We start from the raw sequence: 18556 nt of genomic DNA, 5'->3' as shown, positions 1-18556 counted from the left end.
GTGCTGTTCACTCGGACCGAAACCTGGCTGCCCGCCGGTTGGGGCGTCATCAGTGCACCGGCGGGCCGCCAGGCGTCAGATCGGCCCTACGCCCTGCGAGCGCTCATCGGCGACCCGCGTACAGCTGGTTCACGTGGTCGGCGCTGAGCTCGTAGCCGTACAGCCGGAAGTCGTCGATCAGGCCGTCGAACCTGTCATCGCCCCAGCTGGTCCCACCGATGAAGTTGGCCGTGGTGCTGCCGCTCACGCCCACGGCACCGATGCCGAAGGGGAAGTCGGTGCGGGTGGCCCTCAGGACGCCGTTGAAGTAGATCTTCCCGGTCGAGCCGTTCATCGTGAAGACCACGTGTGTCCACGCGTTGAGCGGCAGGTCGTTGCCGGCACCGAGCAGGAGCCGTTCCTGCGTGGCCACCCCCGGTGCCTTGAACGTGGCCCCGAACCCGGTGGTGTTGCCGTTCGTGGCCGACTGCATCAGGAAGAACGTGTCCGTGCTGCTGCCGATCTGCACCAGCGGCACCCAGTTCGGCAGCGTGTCCGGGCGGGCCCAGAAGGACACCGTGAACTGGTCGGTCAGCCCGGCCTGGATGTTGTCGGGCAGCCGGACCTGGTTGCCCGTGCTCGCGGCACCGCCCGGCAGGTTCACCGCCGGACCGTACTTGCCGGCCGCGCTCCAGGACGTCGTGCCCTGGAGGGTCGCCGCGCCGGTCGACGCCTTCGCGCCCGAGTTCGCGGCCGTGGTGCCCGTGTTCTCGTCGAAGCTGTACCGGATCGGGACGCCTTCCCGGTACATCGCGCCGATGTCCGACGCGGTCAACGCGGACGTGTAGATCCGTACGTCGTCCATGAGGCCGTCGTACGCCGCGTCCCCGTAGCCGTTGCGGCCCAGCCAGTTGTTGGCCGTCGGACCGACCTCGGTCATGCCGATCGTCAGGTCGGTGCGGGTCGCGATCACCACGCCGTTGAGGTACAGCGTGCCGATCGAACCCTGGCGGGTGAACGCCACGTGGTTCCACTGGCCGGCGACCACGTCCTGGGCGGGACTGGCGTAGACCCGCTCCTCGGGGCCGGTCTTCGCCTTGAACGTGACCGCGAGGCCGGTGCTCCCGTTCGCCTGGGTCTGCATCTGGATCTGGTAGTAGCTCCCGGCGGCGCCGAGTCCGTCACCGATGTGGAACAGGCCCGTCCAGTTGGACTTCGTGTCGGGGCGCACCCAGAACCCGGTGGTGAAGTTCGCCGCGCCCTGGAGCAGGTTGTCCGGCAGGTCCACCGCGTTGGCGGTGCTGCCACCGGGCAGGTTGATCGCCTTGCCGATCACACCGTTGCCGGCCCAGCCGGTGGTCCCGGTCAGGATCGCGGAGCCGACGCTGCCGACGGATCCGGTGTTGACGGCGGTGGTGCCGGTGCCCTCCTCGAACTCGTACCGGATCGGGATACCGGTGGCCGGCGGCGGTGCGTTGTCGCCCACGATCACCAGATCGTCGACGTTGAGGCCGGCACCGCTGCCCGCGGCGGCCTTCAGGGTGAGCAGCTGCGAAGCGGTCGCGGCCGTGAAGGTGCCGACGTACGTGGCGTACGGGGCCGTCGAGGGTTGGGCGGTCGTGGCGGTGAGTGTGGCGTTCAGGTTGCCGATCGTCACTGTGCCTGTCGCCGCGGCGGTCCCGGCCGACCGGGCGTCGCGTGCGTAGCGCAGCGAGATCCGGTAGGTGTTGCCGGGGGTGAGGTCGCTGACGGTGCGGGTCATGTTGCCCGTGGTGCCCAGGCTGAGCTGGTACCCGGTGTAGCCCATGCCGCCCTGACCGGTGGCGTTGCCGCGCACCAGCTGGACCTGGCTCACGACGTTCCACGGCGACATCCGGCTGTTGCCGGCGGCGACGTCGACGGTCGCGGGCGGGTTGTTGGTGCGCCACTCGGCGGGCAGGCGCGGGTACTCGAACTGGTCGACGACCCGCGGGTTGAGCTGGGTCATGAGGACCGACGGGTCGATCTGCAGGATCTTCGCGACCGACGGGGTGCCGGTGTTGTCCCAGACGTACAGCATGTACGACCCGGGCGGGGCGTAGTTGCCGTTGAGCGGCGAGGTGATGTTCACCGTGCCACCCGACTGGGAGAACGCCAGGTCCTGGAAGTTCTGGTCGTTGTTGAACCCGTGCGTCACGGAACCGTTGCGGACCAGCGTGACCCGGGAGACCGTGCCGGTCGCGGTGATCTGGAAGTTGCCGTTGTACCCGATCTTCTGCGGCGCGGCGCTGATCACCGGCCGCGGGGCGACCGAGTCGCCGTTGAACAGGTAGTTCGGCGAGTAGTACTCCACGTCCGTGTAGTTGCGCGGACCGGGAGCGCCGCCGCCGCCGACCATGACCCGGCCGTCGGGCAGGAGCAGGGCGGTGGAGTGGTAGAGCCGGGCGTGCTCGTGCGCCACGACGACCTCGGACCAGGTGTTGGTGACCGGGTCCCAGATCTCGGGGTTGGTGACGTAGCTGCCGTTGCCGTTGTTCTCCCGGCTGCCGCCGGTGATGAGCACCCGGCCGTCGGGCAGGAGCGTCGAGGTCAGCCAGTGCCGCTGGTACTTCATCGGCGGGATCGCCGTGATGACCGGGTTGGCGGTGCCGCCGGTGATGTCGACGGTGAAGCCGGCGCGGGCGCCGTCCGGGCCACCGCCGTTGCCCCACCAGCCGCCGCCGACCTGCATGATCTTGCCGGGGCGGTACATCACCGCGGTCGACGTGGCACCGACCGGGTTGCCGTTGGCGCCCTGGTTGGAGATGTTCGCCGGCAGGGTGCCACGCAGCGTGATCTGACCGGTGCCGCCGTTGCCGGCGGGGTTCAGCTCGTACATCTGCGTGCCGGTGATGTTGAACAGCGTGCCGGTGGTCGGGGCGACGAACGCCCGGGGGTACCACCAGCGGTTCTCGTCGTTGCCGGCGTGGTCGGAGCCGCCGTCACCGTACGCGGCCGTGCTGGTGGCGCCGGTGAGCAGCTTCCAGCCCGTGCCGGTCTCCGGCGTGTAGATCTCCGGGGTCTTGACACCGGCGCCGCCGGGTCCGCCGGTGAGGGTGCCGCCCTGCACGACGACGGAGCCGTTGGGCATCGTGGTGCCCGTCGGGTACCACCGCGGGATGTTCAGCGGCGCCTCGGTCTGCAGCCCGTTGTTCGTGGAGTAGCTGGTGACACCGATCGAGCCGTCGTTCGGGGCGTTGCCGCCCATGCCGTCGTCGCCGCCGACCGTCATGATCGAGTGGTCGTGCGGCATCTGGACCTGCATGGAGCAGAACAGGTCGGTGTACGTGGTGTTCGGGATGATGCCGTCGCGGAGGTTCGCCAGGGTTCTCGGCGTTGCCGGGTTCCAGACGTCGACCTCCATCTGGCCGCCCTGGGTCACCCCGTCGTTGCCGGTCCAGTCGTACGGCGTGGTGTCGTTGGCCCAGCCGCCGACGCTGCCGAAGGACTGCACCCGGCCGTCGGAGGTGAGCGCCATGTTGATCGGCACCAGCGGCCACGGCGTGACGCCGCTCCAGGCACCTGCCGAGTCCTTCCGCGGCGGGGAGCAGTCCGCGGGCAGCAGCTTGGCTGAGTAGGCGAGGCCGTTCTTCATCTGCGCGAGCATGTAGGGCTCGGCGTAGGCGGTGCCCTCGTGGCCCATGGAGGTGTACCAGGACCGGCCGGAGTCGATCGTCTGGCACCAGGTGAGCGGGTGCGAGGAGCCCTGCCGGCCCATGCCGTACGAGGCCTCGTCGGCCTCGATCAGGGTGCGGACGTTGGGTCCCGGGTTGACGACCCAGTCGTACCACTCGTCGCTGCGGGTGATGCTGGTCGTCACGCCCGCGACGAGCGGGTGCGTGGCGTCCCGCACGAAGACCCGGCCCGGCCGCACGCCGGGGTTCTCCGGGTGTCCCTCGGAGACGGCGCCGACGAGGCGGTAGTAGAACGGGTTGACGTCGGCCTCGCTCTCACCGACCGACCAGGCGTCGTAGTGCATGCCCATGTAGCCGCCGCCACCGCGGATGTAGGCCTCGAGCGCGCTGCGCTGTGCGGCGTTGAACAGCACGCCGCCGGTCTGCGCGAAGACCACCGTGTCCTGGATGGCGAGGTTGGCGGTCGTGAACGCCGCCGGGTCGTCGGTCTCCTGGATGTCGACCGGCTGGTTGTACTGGGCGCCGAGCTGGGTCGCCAGGTTACGCACAGCCTGCCGGGCCTCCACGTTGGACGCGTGGAAATTGGCCTTGTAGAACAGCAGCACCTTGAGCCGGCCATCGTTGTCAGGGGCCGCGAGCGCGGGGGTGGGCAGCGCGACGGCGACCGCCGAACCGGCGACCAGCGTCAGAGCGGCGAGCGCCGTGGTGGCCCGGGACGAGAATCGGTCGAAATGAGTGGATAGGCGGATGCGGAGCGACCTGCGGGGCACTTTCATAAGAGATCCCTTGAGGTTCGGCGGACGTGAGGGCGAGGCGGACGCCATCACGGAGAGCCTGAACGTAGGGCAACTATGAATACATCGTCAAGAACTGTGTCCATATACGTGAACATAAAATTACAGCGTTCTCATATGAGAACCACATCCGAACGCGAGGCAGGCCCCCGGAAGCATTCCCGGGGGCCTATCTCGTCAGTTCAAACGGCTTGCTCCGGGCTCAACGCAGCTCGGCGATGACCGTCTTCAGCTCGGTGTAGTCGTCCAGGCCGAACGACCCGAGCTCGCGGCCCCAGCCCGACTGCTTGAAGCCACCGCGCGGCAAGGTGACGTCGTCGGCGTGCCACGTGTTGAGCCACACCGTGCCGGCCCGCAGCCGGGCACCGACGCGGTGCGCCGTGCCGATGTTCTGCGACCAGACACCGGCGGCGAGCCCGTACACGGTGTTGTTCGCGGCCGCGACGACCTCGTCCTCGGTGTCGAACGGAATCGCGGTCACGACCGGGCCGAAGATCTCGTCGGTCTGCACGGCCATCTGCTCGTTCACGGAAGTGATCAGCGTCGGCGCCACGAAATAGCCGCGCTCACCGACCGCGTCGGCGCTTCCCGCGTTCAGAACGGCGCCATCCTGCACCGCTCCACGGATGTAGCCCAGCACCTTCTCGTGCTGTTCCCGGGAAACGAGCGGACCCATCTGCGAGGCCGGGTCGAAGCCGTCGCCGACCTTGATCGCGCGCGCGGCCGCGGCCACTCCCTCGACGACCTCGTCGAAGACGCCCCGCTGGACGTAGAGGCGCGAGCCGTTGACGCAGCACTGCCCCTCGTTGAAGTAGCCACCCAGCACCGCGCCGGCGATGGCGGCCTCGATGTCGGCGTCGTTGAAGATGATGTTGGGAGCCTTGCCGCCGAGCTCGAGGGAGACCTTCTTGAGGTTGCCCGAGGCCGCGGCGGCGATCTTCTTGCCGACCTCGGTGCTGCCGGTGAAGGCGACCTTGTCGACGCCGTGGTGGTCGACCAGCGCGGCCCCGGTGTCACCGAAGCCGGGCACGACGTTCACGACGCCGGCGGGCAGGCCGGCCTCGAGCAGGAGCTCGCCGAGGCGCAGCGCGGTCAGGGGCGTCTGCTCGGCCGGCTTGAGGATGACGGTGTTGCCCGCGGTGATGGCCGGGACGATCTTGAAGCAGGCCATCAGCAGGGGGAAGTTCCACGGCACGATGCCCGCGACGACGCCGACCGGCTCGCGGCGGGTGTAGGCGTGGAACTCCCGGCCCGGCACGGACATCGGGATGGAGGTGCCCTCCATCTTGGTCGCCCAGCCCGCGAAGTACCGGAAGAGCTCGGCGGCGATCGCCACGTCACCGTCGCGGGCCGCTTCGACGCGCTTGCCGTTGTCGAGGGCCTCCAGCTGGGCGAACTCGTCGGCGTGGGCGTCGATCAGGTCGCCGATGCGCCACAGCAGGTGGGAGCGCTGCCGCGGGGTGAACCTCGACCACGCCGAGCCGTGCTCGAACGCCGTGCGAGCCGCCACGACCGCGCGGTCCACGTCGACGGCGGACCCGTACGCGACCTGGACAAGGTCCTCTTCGGTCGACGGGTTGACGGTGGCGAACGTCTTGCCGTCCTTCGCGTCCACCCATTCGCCGCCGATCAGCAGCTGCTTGGGCGAGGACAGGAACGAGCGGACGGCGGGCAGGAGCGGGGAGTTCTCGTGGGGCATGATGGCCTTCCGTAGGTGCCGGGATCGGCTATTTGATGATCGAGACCTTGGACCAGTCGAGGGTGAGCGCGACGCAGACGACGATGATGACGCCGTACAGGATCTGCTCGTAGGCGGACGGCACGCCGACGATCGGCAGGCCGACCCGCAGCAGCGTCACGACGAGCGCGCCGGCGAGGCTCCGCCACACGCTGCCGTGACCACCGGTGATCGCGGTGCCGCCCACGACGATCGCCGCGACCGCCGGCAGCAGCAGGTTGTCGGCCATGGTGGGGCCGCCGCTGTACTGGCGGGAGACGAGCATGACCGCGGCGAGCCCGGCGCAGGCGCCGGAGACGCAGAACGCGGCGATCTTGACCAGGTCGACGGGCGTGCCGGCGAGCCGCGCGGCCGACTCGGAGTAGCCGGTGGCCGAGACCCAGCTCTGCAGCGGGGTCACCTTGAGGACCACGGCGATCACCGCGACGACGATGATCGCCACCGCGGCCGACATCGGCACGTAGCCGCCGACGTAGAGCTCGAGCCACTTGACCGGCGTGTCGTCCACCACCCGCACGGTGCCGGCGCCGGAGACGACGAGGGCGACCGCGGACAGGATGCTCATCCCGCCCAGCGTGACGATGAACGACGGGATCCGCAGCAGCACGTGCGCCACGCCCTGCACCGCGCCGATCGCCGTCGCGGCCAGGATGACCACCGGCGTGGCGAGGCCGCCGAGGTCCGGCAGCCACAGGGCCAGCAGCACGGTCGACAGCGACGCGAGGGCCGCGATGGACAGGTCGATGCCGCCGCAGAGCACGACGAGCGTCGCCCCCGCGGCGAGCACGATGAGCGGCGCCGCGGTCCGCAGCGCCGCGGTCAGGCTCCGGGTGGTCAGGAAGTCCGAATCGGCGATGGCCAGGGCGAGCACCAGCGCCACCAGGGCGATGAGCGGCATGAACCCGGTGAGTCGCCCCGCACGGCGCGGGCCCGCTGGATTGGCCGCAGGTTCAGCGACAGCGACTGGAGTGCTCATGCCGCCACCTCCGCTGCGCTCCGGCGTCGACCTGAGCCGAACCTGTCACATGATGAGCGGCCCGAGCCGCTCCGCTGACCGCTCATACCATCTCTTTCACGAGGTCCAGAGGGCTCGGCTTGCCGCCGGCGGGGCAGGCGACCTCGGTCACGACCCGTCCGTCGTTCATGACCAGGATCCGGTCGGCCATGCCGATGGCCTCCTCGAGGCTGTCGGCCAGCAGCACGGTGGCGACGCCACTCGCGGCGAGCTCACGCATCAGCCGGTACACCTCCGAGCGGGCACCGATGTCCAGGCCGCGCGTCGGATGGTCCAGCAGGAGCAGCTTGATGTCGCCGCCGACCAGCCACCGGGCCAGGACCACCTTCTGCTGGTTGCCGCCGGACAGCCGCTGGATCGCGGTGTCACGGGTCGGCGTGCGGATGGACAGCCGCTCGATCCAGCGGTCCACCAGGCTGGCCTGTTTCGCGGGTGCCACGAAGGGACCCGCGCAGCGCGCCTTCTGCTTGGTCAGGGTCATGTTGTCGGCCACCGACATGGGGCCGACCATGCCCTCGATCTTGCGTTCGGCCGGCACGTAGCCGATGCCGGCGGCGCACGCGGCACGGGTGCTGCGAAGATCGATCTTCCGGCCGTCCATCCGGATCTCACCGGCGGTGGCCGGCTCGGCGCCGAACAGCGCCCGGCAGACGTCCTCGCGGCCGGATCCGTGCACGCCGACGATCGACACGATCTCACCGGCCGCGACGTCCAGGTCGATGCCGCGGAACGACTTGCCCGACAGCCCGCGGACGGACAGCCGGGGCTGCTCGGACCCGACGACCGAGGCGGCGTTCTCGTGGTAGTGGTCGTCCGACCCGGTGGACCCGATCATCATCCGGTGCAGCTCGCGCGGCACGGCACCGGCCGCGGCGACCTCGCCGACCGACTGGCCGCTGCGCAGCACCGTCACCCGGTCGCACACGTCCAGCACCTCGTCGAGACGGTGCGAGACGAAGACGACCGAGGCGAACTCGCGCAGCCGGCGGATCTGCGCGAACAGGGTGTCGATCTCCTTGGACTCCAGCACCGAGGTCGGCTCGTCCAGGATGATCACCGGCGGGTGCTGGCTGCGTTGCTCGATGCGCAGCACCTTGGCGATCTCGACCATCTGCCGGTCGGCGAAGGACAGCGAGTCGGTCCTGGCCAGGGGGTCGATCTTCGACCCGATCTTGTCGAGCTGCTCCTGGGCCAGCCGGCGCATGACGTCCCAGCGGTACAGGCCGCGACGGACCGAGGCCCCTTCGCTGCCGAGGAGGATGTTCTCCGCGGCGGTCAGGTTGGGCACCAGGGACTGCTCCTGGAAGACCATCCCGATGCCGTGGTTGGCGGCCTCGACGACGCTGCGGAGCTTGACGGCCTCGCCGCGCACGTAGATCTCACCGGCGTCGGGGGTGACCAGGCCGACCAGCGCCTTGAGCAGCGTGGACTTGCCCGCGCCGTTCTCGCCGGCCAGACCGAGGACCTCGTGCTGACGGACCACCAGGTCGACACCGTCGAGCGCCTTGACGCCCGGGTAGTGCTTGACGAGCCCGCGGACCTCCAGCGCCGGCATTTCTGCGACGCTCATTTGACCACCTGGTTTCTGCGACGCTGCGGGATGACCGCGGCGGCGACCGCGGCGACCACGATGAGACCCTCGACCCCGCCCTGCCAGTAGGGGCTGACGCCGACCTGCACGAGCCCGTTCGTGAGCACCATGACGAGCAGGACGCCCACGGCGGAGTGCAGGACGCCGCCCCGGCCCCCGGTGAGCAGGGTGCCGCCGACGACGGCGGCGGTGATGGCCGAGAAGTCGTATCCGTTGCCGGCCTGGACGAGGCCGGCGCCCAGCTGACTGGTCACCATGACCCCGCCCAGACCGTAGAAGGCTCCGGCGAGGGCGAAGACCGCGACCTTGTACGGCTTCACCTTGACACCGGAGAGCGCGAGCACCTCCTCGGCGCCGCCGATCGCGTAGGCGTATCGGCCGAGCCGGGTGTAGCGCTGGATGAGCCAGCCCACCAGGATGCACGCGACGGCGATCCAGGTGAGATAGGACAGCCCCAGGAAGCGGTCGATCGCCCAGCCCTTGAGCATGGCGTCGGTGATGTTGGGCTGGACGCCGGCGAACATGAGGGTGGCGACGCCGAGCCCGATCGCCGACACCCCCAGCGTGGCCATGAACGACGGCACCTTCAGCAGCACCAGCGCGAGCCCGCTCAGACAGCCGAACGCGCAGCCCAGCAGGACCGCGACCGCGATCCCGAGAAGTCCGAGGTCGTTGTCGTTGCGATTGTTGGCCACCAGGAGTGACACGGTCAGGGCCGAGGCACCCATCACGCCGGCGGAGGAGAGGTCGATGGACCCCATCATCAGCACGAACGTGATGCCGCAGGTGACGACCGCGAGCACCGCGGCGGCATCCATGATGTTCTGGGCGTTCCCGAGACTGCGGAACTGCGGGCTCAGGGCCGCGAACACCAGGTAGATGACGACCAGTGCGACCGGTGGGCCAGCGTCTCGGAACGACGCGCCTCGCCGAGAGCTACGGCGAGGCGCTGTGACGACCTCGGATGTCACGGTCACGTCAGGGGCCCGGCCACACGGTTGAAGACGTTGCCGCACTCGAAGTCGGACGCGGTCGTCTTCGGCTGCGAGAAGTCGGCGGCGTTGGCCTTGGTGACGAGGAACTGCTTGGCGAAGAACGCCCGGTTCGCGGCGGCGATGTCGGCGACCTTCAGCTTGCCGGTCGCGACGCAGAAGCCGATCGCCAGACCGATGCCACCCTGCCAGGTGCCGTCGCTGGAGACGGTCGCGGTCATGGTGCCGTCGTTGACCGCCTTCACGGCGTCCGGAACGGCGTCGATACCGGCAACAGCGACCTTGCCGGACAGACCCGCCTGCTGGAGGGCTTCCAGCGCACCGAGGGCCATGTCATCGTTGGCCGCCCAGATGGCCTTGACCTTGTCGCCGTGCTTGGTCAGCAGGGTCTTGGTCACCGTGAGCGCCTCGGCGCGGGAGAAGTTGGCGGCCTGCTGGTCGAGCAGCGTGACGCCCGGGTTCTTCTTCAGCGACGCCTGGAGGCCGGCGAACCGGTCCTTGGCGGCCGCGGTGTCCAGGACGCCCTGCAGCGCGATGATGCCGCCCGAGCCGCCGATCGCCGTGGCGAGCGCGTCGCCGATCTGCTGGCCCGACTCGACACCGTTGTACGTGATGTGGCTGACCCACGTCTTGTAGTCGGCCGGCTTCAGGTCGGCCGGCTTGTTCCACTGCGTGACGAGGTAGGCACCGGCCTTGTCGGCACCCTTGACGATCGGAGCGGTGTCCGAGTCACCGTTGGGGAGCACGTTGAGGACGAGGCACTTGTCGCCCTTGGCCAGGATCTGGCTGATCTGCTCCTGCTGCTTGGTGGAGTCGCCGCCGTAGGTGAGGCGCTCCTGGGTCAGGCCGACCGACTTGGCGAAGGCGTCGCCACCGGCCAGCCACGAGGCCTCGTAGGGGTTGGACTCGTTACGGACCTGACCGACCAGCTTGACGTCGGCCGGCTTGCAGCCGCCCGCGTCCGTGGCGGTCTTGTCCCCCGCGGCCTCCTCACTGCAGCCCGCCAGGGCGGCGGCGGCCAGTGTCAGGCTCAGTAAGGCTACGGCGGGACGTGGGGTGATTCTCATGCTGATCCTCAATCTCTTCAGTGCCGGCAGGGGTCCGGCGGGGTGTGGCACAACCAGAGAGGAGTCGTCGTATCTTGCGGGTTCGGTGCGCTGAAGACCAGGGGTCACCTGGCCATCCAGCCTCCGTCGACGACCAGAACGTGGCCGTTGACGTAGTTGGCGGCGGCGGAGCTCAGGAAGACGGCCGCTCCGGCGATGTCGGCGGCGTCCCCCCAGCGGCCGGCGGGGATGCGTTCGAGGATGGACCGGGAGCGATCCGGGTCCGCACGCAACGCGGTCGTGTTGTCGGTGCTCATGTAACCGGGCGCGATGGCGTTGACCTGCACGCCGCGCGGGGCCCACTCGTTGGCCAGGGCCTTGGTGACGCCGGCGACGGCGTGCTTGCTGGCGGCGTAGGACGCCACGCGGAGTCCGCCCTGGAAGGAGAGCAGGCTGGCGACGTTGACAATTTTACCCTGGCCACGTTCGGTCATCGGTTGCCCGAACGCCTGGCAGAGGAAGAACAGTCCGGTCAGGTTGGTGTCCACCACGCGGTTCCACGACTGCCGGCTGACGTCCACCGAGTCCTGGCGGTCGATGATGCCGGCGTTGTTGACCAGAATGTCCACCTGGCGGTTGCCGTTCACCTCGGCGGCGACCCGCTCGACGGCCTCGTGGTCGCTGACGTCGAGGTCGACGACCTCCACGTCGCGGCCGAGGTCGGCCACCTGGTCCCGCGTGGCCGACTGGCTTCCCGGCCGGCCCAGCAGGACCAGGTCGGCGCCCGCCTGGGCGAGCCCGAGGGCGATGGCCTGCCCGAGGCCCCGGCCGGCGCCGGTCACCACGGCGCAGCGGCCGCTGAGGTCGAACGGAGAGGTCACAGATCCTCCAGCGGTACCGGCGTCAGATCGGTGTAGTCGTTGTTCTCGCCGCCCATCGCCCAGATGAAGGCGTAGGAGCCGGTGCCGACGCCCGAGTGGATCGACCACGGCGGCGAGATGACCGCCTCGCGGTCGCGCACGACGAGGTGGCGGGCGGCGCCGGGCTGGCCCATCAGGTGGAAGATCCGGGCCTGCTCGTCGAGGTCGACGTACAGGTAGACCTCGGTGCGCCGGTCGTGCAGGTGCGGCGGGAACGTGTTCCACACGGACCCGTCGGCGATGACGGTCACGCCGAACTGGAGCACCGACGTCTGCAGCTCCTGGCCCCAGGCGTAGCGGTACAGGCTGCGCTCGCTCGCGCCCTGCGGCGTGCCCAGCTTGACCGGCTCGATCTCCGCGTGGCTCAGCAGGACGGTGGGGTAGGTCGCGTGCGCCGGGGCGGAGACGAAGTAGAACGCGGCGTCCTGGCCGGCGAAGACGACCTCGTTGCCGCGGCCGACGAACAGCCCGTCCAGGTGGTCGAGCTCGAACTTCTCGCTGTTGACGATCACGTGGCCGGCCTGCCCGACGTTGATGATGCCGAGTTCGCGGCGGGTCAGGTGGGACGGGGTGCCGAGCACGTCCCAGGCCGGCAGCTCGAGCTGGCCGGCACCGGGGACCGCGCCGCCGACGACCAGCCGGTCGTCGTGGGTGTAGACCCCGTGCACCTCGCCGGTGCGGAACAGTCGCTCCACGAGGAAGTTCTTTCGCAGCTCCGCAGTCGTCGCCGTCTCAACCTCAGACGGTGATGCGGAGTACCTAACTTCGATCAAAACTTTCTCCTCGTTTGTGAACCACGTTCCGCTACGTGAACTGGGGGCGACAATACCTGTGGCTGCGATCACAGGTCAAGGGGCTGAAGTCTGTCCCTCTATGTGAACCGTGGGTTAGTGTTTACGCCGGGTGCATGCGCACGATTGATGAGGAGGCCCTCGGTGGACACGGACAAAACGGTCAACGGCAGCTCGGCTACCTCGCAGGTCAAGTCGGCCGCTCGAGTCCTCGATGTCCTGGACGACATAGCCGCCCACGGCCCCGGCACCCAACTGCAGCTGGCCAAGCGCCTCGGCATCCCGAAGAGCAGCCTGCACGCGCTCCTGCGCACGATGTGCGCCCGCGGATGGCTGGACACCGACCAGACCGGCAGCATCTACCGGCTCGGCGTCCACACGCTGACGGTCAGCTCCGCCTACCTCGACGGCGACCCGGTGCTGTCGCGCGCCAGCTCGGTGATGGACGAGATCGCGGCCGCCACCGAGGAGACCATCCACCTGGGCCGGCTGGAGGGTGCGGAGATCATCTACACCGCCAAGCGCGAGTCCAAGCACCCGTTGCGCATGTACTCGGCCGTCGGCCGACGCCTCCCCGCCTACAGCACCGCCCTCGGCCGGGCGATGCTCGCCGAGATGCCCGAAGACGTCCGCGACACGCTCGTCCCCCACCAGATCAAGGCGATAACAGCTCAGACGATCACGGACCGCAACGCCCTGCTGGCGATCATCGACAAGGCCGCCCAGGTCGGCTACTCGGAGGAGAGCGAGGAATCGTGCCTGGGCGTGCGCTGCTTCGGCGTCGCGCTGCCCTTCTCGCGCCGGTCGGTCGACGCGCTGAGCATCGCGGTCCCGATCAGCCGCCTCAAGCACGGCCGGGAGGACTTCATCATCGAGACCCTGCTGAGCGTGAAGGCCCGGCTGTCGGCGATGCGCGACAACAGGCTGGTGCGCTGACCCACCCCCGCTGACGACGATGGGGCCGAACCGTGCTGACGGGTCGGCCCCGAACCGTCCAGGGCTACGCCGGAACAGCGACCTCAGTGCTGGTCGAGCGCGGCCAGCACACCGGCGCGGGAGGCATCCTCGCTGGCCAGCACGCCCCCGTTGGCCACGTCGTTCGCGGTGATCTCGGTGAACACCATGCGGACGTCCTGCAGGCGGGCTCCGAGGATCTCGACGGCGTTGTCGGCCACGGCCCGGGCAAAGGCCTTGCGCTGCTCCAAGGACCGGCCCGCGAGCAGCTCGACGGTGATGTTCGGCATGGTGCCCCTCTCTGACCGGCTGTCCACCATATGGACCCCAGTTCACTAGTGTGAACAAACGCTACCGTGCGACCTTGGACGCCGCAATGCGCGGGCCGCATGAGTTCACATACTTGACATCAGTTCGGCATGTTGGTCGAATCACACGTGCACCCGGATCACCACGGCGAGCCGGCTCGTCCTGAGGCGCAAGGATGCGACATGCGGCGCAACGACATCGGATCTGACCGGGCCGGCGGGCACGACCGCCGCCCGGCTCGGGCGTGGCCACGGCGCATCACGCGGACCGGTGCCGCCGCGCTGATCGTCGGCGTGGTCGGTGTCGCGTCCCCGGCGAGCGCCCACGTCACCGTCACCCCTTCCACCACCGCGGCCGGCGCCCAGGCCCTCCTCCAGTTCAGCGTCGGGCACGGCTGCGGCAACTCGCCCACCACCAGGATCACCATTCAGATTCCGGCGCAGATCACCTCGGTCACCCCCACCCGAACCGCGCTGTGGAAGGTCACGAAGCAGACCGAGACGGTCGACCCGCCCGCCGTGGACCCACACGGCAACACGATCGTGCAACGGGTCGCCTCGGTCACGTTCAGCACGGAGTCCCCCCTCCCGGACGGCTACCGCGAGGTGTTCGAACTCGCGGTCCAGCTGCCCGACGCCAAGGGAACCAGGCTCGCCTTCCCGACCATTCAAACCTGCGAGCAGGGCGAATCCGCCTGGATCGAGGTTTCGCAGGACGGGCAGAACGTCGAAGGGCTCGAGTTGCCCGCACCGAGCTTCGTCATCTCCGGGCCCGTCGACGGCACGCACCACCACGTGACCGCCGGCGACCCGCGCTCCGACGAGACATCCGCCGCGACGCCCGCGCCGGGCCGGGACGACACCCTGACGCTCGCCGCGCTCGCGGCCGGCGTCCTCGGCTCGGTCCTCGGCGGCGTGGCGCTGGTCCGACAGCGCCGCCGGACATGAGCAACCGACGGCCGCGACGGCTCCGGACAACGGCATGGCTGGTCCTGGTCAACGTCGCGGTGCTGCTGTTCGGCTTCCCCCAGCCGGCGCACGCGCACGCGCACCTCGCCAGCACCGACCCGGCCCAGGGCGCGGTGCTGCAGACCGCACCCGAGCGGGTCCTGTTCACGTTCGACGAGGCCGTCCGCGGCGTCCCGGGCGGTGTCCAGGTCTTCGACGCTCAGGGTGAGCTGGTCGAAGCGAGGCCGACCGTCCAGGGCCTCGAGCTCGACATCGCGCTGCCCAAAGGCCTGGGCAGCGGCACGACCGTGATCACCTGGCGGGTCGTCTCCACGGACGGGCATCCCATCAGCGGCGCCCTCACGTTCTCCGTCGGCGCGCCCACCACCGGCATCACCCCACCTTCGAACGACGCGAGCAGCGTTCCGGAGGTCCCCTGGACGCTGACCCTGGCCCGTGCGGTGGGCTATGTCGGCCTCTTCCTCGCCGCCGGGCTGGTCGCGTTCGCCGCCATGTTCCTGCCCACCGACCCGTCGGCCGACCGCCCGCGACGCCGCCTGACCGTCTCCGCGCGGGCCGCTGCGGCCGTCGCCGCCGGGGCGTGGCTCGCGGTGTTGCCGATCACCGCGGTCTACCTGCTCGGCGGCGGGCTGGGCCGGCTCAACCAGGGCGCGACGTGGTCCTCCTTGCCGCCGACCGAGTACGCCGTCACCGCGGCCGTCACCGCCGGCCTGGCGCTGGCCGTGGCCCTGCTCGGTCCGGGGTTGGCAGCGCGACGCCGACGCGTCACAGCGGTGGCGGCCGCCGCGATCGCGGTCATGGCCCCCGCGCTGGTCGGGCACACCCGCGCGGCGAGCCCCGAGCTCCTCGCGATCGGCGCGGACGCGCTGCACCTCGTCGCGGGCGGCGTCTGGCTCGGCGGACTCGCCGGCCTGGCGCTGACCTTGCCGGCCCTCTCCAGTCGTGGCGTCACCGCGGCCGAGGTGCTCGCCCGGTTCTCGACCGTCGCCGCCGGCATCCTCGCGGCCCTGGTCGCCACCGGCTCGCTGCTCGTGTGGCGGATCCTGGGGTCCTGGACCGCGCTCGTCGACACCAGCTACGGCCGGCTGGTGCTGGCCAAGATCGCCGTCGTGCTGACCGCGCTCGCCATCGCGGCGTGGAACAGATGGTCGCTCCTCCCCCGGCTCAAGCGGGCACCCAACACCACCAGCCGGCAGGCGCGCACCCGACCGGTGGTGCGCGCCACCGCCGTCGAGGGCGCGGTCCTTGTCGTCGCCCTGCTCCTCACCGGCTTCCTCGTCGACACGAGCCCCGAGGGCGGTTCCCGGCCGGCGGGCGCGTCGGCCGAGGCCAAACCCGACACCCGCACGACAACGCTGGGCGACATCACGGTGCGGGCCTCCCTCACCCCACTCACCCGCGGTCCCAGCACCATCATGCTCCGGCTGAGCTCCGCGGCCGGTGAACCCGCCGAGGGCGTCGCCCCGCCGGTGGTGCGCCTGTCCTCCGACGGCGCGACGCTCGGCGACATCCCGCTGACCCACGTATCAGCGGGCATCTACACGGCGCAGGTCACGCTCCCGGTGCCCGGCACCTGGCGGATGCAGGTGTCCCTGCGCGTCACCCAGTTCGTCAACCCCGTGGGTGAGCTGGAGTTCGTCGTCAGGGGATGACGTCGCCGGCGGCGTAGAATCGGGCGCGAGCGGTCGGGCGGTGCGCCCGTCGCCGGCTCCTCCACCTGGGGTGGGTCCCCCCGACTCCGAGGCATCACCGGGAACACAACATGACGTCAGTTGTCCTCGCGGTGGACTGACATGCTGCCCTCCGCAACCGCGCTGTCGACCCAGAGCCTCGCCGAGTTCCTCGCGGCGGTGTCAGCCGCGCCCGATGCTGCGGCGGCGACCCTGGTCGCCGCGGAGCGGGCTGCCCGCGCGCTGGAGGGCGAGGTCGGCATCGTCCTCGGCCGTGACGGTGCGGTCAGCTCGGTCGGCTTCCCGGTCGGCCGGCTCCCGCTGGCCGAGATCACCGAGGTCGTCAACCGGCGCAAGGCGATGCTCGAGGTTCCCGGCGCGGGGAGCTGCCACACGGTGGTGGTGCCGCTGGACGGTGGTTCGCCCGGGCATCTGCTGGTCGCGCGCCTGGGCGAGGACGGGTTCAGTGTCGACGAGGTCAGCCTCGTGCGGAGCATGGCCAGGGTGCTCGACCTGACCCTCGGCACGATGAAGACCTTCGAGGCCCGGCAGCAGGCCCGGGAGGAGTTCGACCGCATCTTCATGCTGTCGCGCGCCCTGATCTGCACGGTCGGGTTCGACGGCTACTTCAAGCAGGTGAACCCCGCGTTCGAGCGGACGCTCGGGTATTCCACCGCGGAGCTGCTGGCGCGTCCCTTCCTCGAGTTCGTGTGCGAGGAGGACCGGGAGCGCACCGCCGCCGCGACGAGGCTCCTGGCCGAGGGGCACGAGAACACCAACTTCCAGAACCGCTACCGCTGCAAGGGTGGATCGCCGCGCTGGCTGGATTGGATCGCGCTGGGCGTTCCGGAGCAGCGCCTGATCTACGCGAGCGCGCGCGACGTCACCGAACGCAAGCAGTTCGAGGAGGAACGGGAGCGGCGGGAGGAGGCCCTGCGGCGCTCGCAGGAACAGCTGGCCCGCCTGTATGAGGAGTTCCGCCGCATCGCCGACGAGCAGACCGCGTTGCGGCGGGTGGCGACGCTCGTGGCTCGCGGGGCCCCGTCGCAGCTCGTGTTCACGGCGGTGGCCGAAGAGGTCGCCACGCTCTTCGGCGCCGACAGCACGACGATCACCCGGTTCGAGCCGGGCGGGGAGACGACCCTCATGGGTGGCTTCCCGCTGCTGCGCTCACGCTGCGGTGCACGCGGAAAGCTCGACCCCCGCTCGGCCGTGACAACCGTCCAGGCGACCAGCCGCGCGGCCCGCCGCGACGTGGACAACACGGAGACCGTCGCTGTCACGCCCTTCCGGCAGCTCCCGGCTGACGAGGCCCGCTCCGCGGTCGCCAGCCCGATCGTGGTGGAGGACCGCATCTGGGGCGCGATCAGCGTGGCAGCGCTCGGCGAGCGGCTCCCCCAGGACACCGAGCCCCGGCTGGCCGACTTCACCGAGCTCGTCGCGACGGCCATCGCCAACGCCGAAAGCCGCGCCGAGCTCAACACCTCGCGGGCCCGCATCGTCGCCGCCGCCGACCAGACCCGCCGCCGCATCGAACGGGACCTGCATGACGGCGCCCAGCAGCAACTGGTCACCCTGGCGCTGGAGCTGCGGGCGGCGCAGGCGGTGCTGCCGCCCGGGCTGGACGCGCTCGACGCACAGCTCGACCGCGCCATCGCCGGGGCGACCGGCGCGCTGGAGGAGCTGCGCGAAATCGCGCGTGGCATCCACCCGGCAATCCTGACCGAGGGCGGTCTCCGGCCGGCGCTGCGCGCGCTTGCCCGCCGCTCACCGGTCCCGGTCGAGCTGGACATCCGAGCGGACCCGCGGCTGCCCGAGCATGTCGAGGTCAGCACCTACTACGTCGTCGCCGAGGCGCTCACCAACGCGGCCAAGCACGCGCACGCCTCGGCCGTGGCGGTCACCGTCGAGGCCGACGCCACCGACGGCCTCCTGCGTGTCGCGGTCCGCGACGACGGCGTCGGCGGCGCCGACCTCACCCGCGGCACCGGGTTGCTCGGCCTCAACGACCGCGTCGAGGCGCTCGGCGGCCGGGTCGTGCTCCACAGTCCCCCCGGGGTCGGGACCACCCTGCACATGGAGCTGCCGATCACCGACGCCGGTGTCGACGTTGCCCGCCACCGGCGATAGGCACCA

At 70.3% G+C, this 18556-nt stretch carries 13 protein-coding genes; 4 read left to right on the top strand and 9 right to left on the bottom strand.

Annotated features, from left to right (window positions below; all coding sequences use genetic code 11):
* Positions 1-103: 103 nt before the first annotated feature.
* From Dsi01nite_RS53725 to kduI, 8 genes are all read right to left on the bottom strand, one after another.
* A complete protein-coding gene (locus Dsi01nite_RS53725) occupies positions 104-4408 on the bottom strand; it encodes a LamG-like jellyroll fold domain-containing protein (protein ID WP_203854271.1) in 4305 nt (1434 codons plus the stop codon).
* Positions 4409-4628: 220 nt separating this feature from the next.
* The gene (locus tag Dsi01nite_RS53720) at positions 4629-6125 is read right to left on the bottom strand and encodes an aldehyde dehydrogenase family protein (protein WP_203854270.1); all 1497 of its coding nucleotides are present in this window, start codon (positions 6123-6125) and stop codon (positions 4629-4631) included.
* A 28-nt stretch (positions 6126-6153) separates the two neighbouring features.
* Positions 6154-7140 carry an ABC transporter permease gene (locus Dsi01nite_RS53715; protein ID WP_203854269.1) on the bottom strand — a complete coding sequence of 329 codons (987 nt, stop codon included), beginning with the start codon at positions 7138-7140 and terminating at the stop codon, positions 6154-6156.
* Positions 7141-7222: 82 nt separating this feature from the next.
* Positions 7223-8749: a sugar ABC transporter ATP-binding protein gene (locus Dsi01nite_RS53710; protein WP_203854268.1), complete on the bottom strand. Its 1527-nt coding sequence runs from the start codon at positions 8747-8749 to the stop codon at positions 7223-7225.
* Positions 8746-9642: an ABC transporter permease gene (locus Dsi01nite_RS53705; RefSeq protein WP_203854267.1), complete on the bottom strand. Its 897-nt coding sequence runs from the start codon at positions 9640-9642 to the stop codon at positions 8746-8748. The genes Dsi01nite_RS53710 and Dsi01nite_RS53705 overlap by 4 nt, the downstream gene beginning before the upstream one ends.
* A gap of 101 nt (positions 9643-9743) precedes the next feature.
* Positions 9744-10829, bottom strand: a complete 1086-nt coding sequence (locus tag Dsi01nite_RS53700) for a sugar ABC transporter substrate-binding protein (RefSeq protein WP_203854266.1) — start codon at positions 10827-10829, stop codon at positions 9744-9746.
* A 104-nt stretch (positions 10830-10933) separates the two neighbouring features.
* Complete coding sequence (kduD, locus tag Dsi01nite_RS53695) at positions 10934-11689, bottom strand: 2-dehydro-3-deoxy-D-gluconate 5-dehydrogenase KduD (RefSeq protein ID WP_203854265.1); 756 nt, start codon at positions 11687-11689, stop codon at positions 10934-10936.
* Entirely contained in the window at positions 11686-12573 is an 888-nt protein-coding gene (gene kduI / locus Dsi01nite_RS53690) for a 5-dehydro-4-deoxy-D-glucuronate isomerase (protein ID WP_239137161.1), read from the bottom strand. Before kduI ends, kduD begins: the two co-directional genes overlap by 4 nt.
* A 90-nt stretch (positions 12574-12663) precedes the next feature.
* Between kduI and Dsi01nite_RS53685 the strand changes: the two genes are divergently transcribed.
* Positions 12664-13455 carry an IclR family transcriptional regulator gene (locus Dsi01nite_RS53685; RefSeq protein WP_203854263.1) on the top strand — a complete coding sequence of 264 codons (792 nt, stop codon included), beginning with the start codon at positions 12664-12666 and terminating at the stop codon, positions 13453-13455.
* An 83-nt stretch (positions 13456-13538) separates the two neighbouring features.
* Here the strand turns inward: Dsi01nite_RS53685 and Dsi01nite_RS53680 are convergent, their stop codons facing one another.
* Positions 13539-13763: a tautomerase family protein gene (locus tag Dsi01nite_RS53680; RefSeq protein ID WP_203854262.1), complete on the bottom strand. Its 225-nt coding sequence runs from the start codon at positions 13761-13763 to the stop codon at positions 13539-13541.
* Between the two features lie 201 nt (positions 13764-13964).
* Here Dsi01nite_RS53680 and Dsi01nite_RS53675 point away from each other — a divergent pair, with 201 nt between their 5' ends.
* The 3 genes from Dsi01nite_RS53675 to Dsi01nite_RS53665 all read left to right on the top strand — a co-directional run bounded on the left by Dsi01nite_RS53675 (position 13965) and on the right by Dsi01nite_RS53665 (position 18550).
* Entirely contained in the window at positions 13965-14729 is a 765-nt protein-coding gene (locus Dsi01nite_RS53675) for a YcnI family copper-binding membrane protein (RefSeq protein WP_203854261.1), read from the top strand.
* Positions 14726-16402, top strand: coding sequence for a copper resistance CopC/CopD family protein (locus Dsi01nite_RS53670; RefSeq protein WP_203854260.1), 1677 nt, complete (start codon positions 14726-14728; stop codon positions 16400-16402). The genes Dsi01nite_RS53675 and Dsi01nite_RS53670 overlap by 4 nt, the downstream gene beginning before the upstream one ends.
* A 141-nt stretch (positions 16403-16543) precedes the next feature.
* Positions 16544-18550 carry a PAS domain S-box protein gene (locus tag Dsi01nite_RS53665; RefSeq protein ID WP_203854259.1) on the top strand — a complete coding sequence of 669 codons (2007 nt, stop codon included), beginning with the start codon at positions 16544-16546 and terminating at the stop codon, positions 18548-18550.
* Positions 18551-18556: the final 6 nt, after the last annotated feature.

The sequence above is a fragment of the Dactylosporangium siamense genome (genome assembly GCF_016862795.1).
Lineage (GTDB): Bacteria > Actinomycetota > Actinomycetes > Mycobacteriales > Micromonosporaceae > Dactylosporangium > Dactylosporangium siamense.
This window is presented reverse-complemented; position numbering and strand designations above follow the sequence as displayed.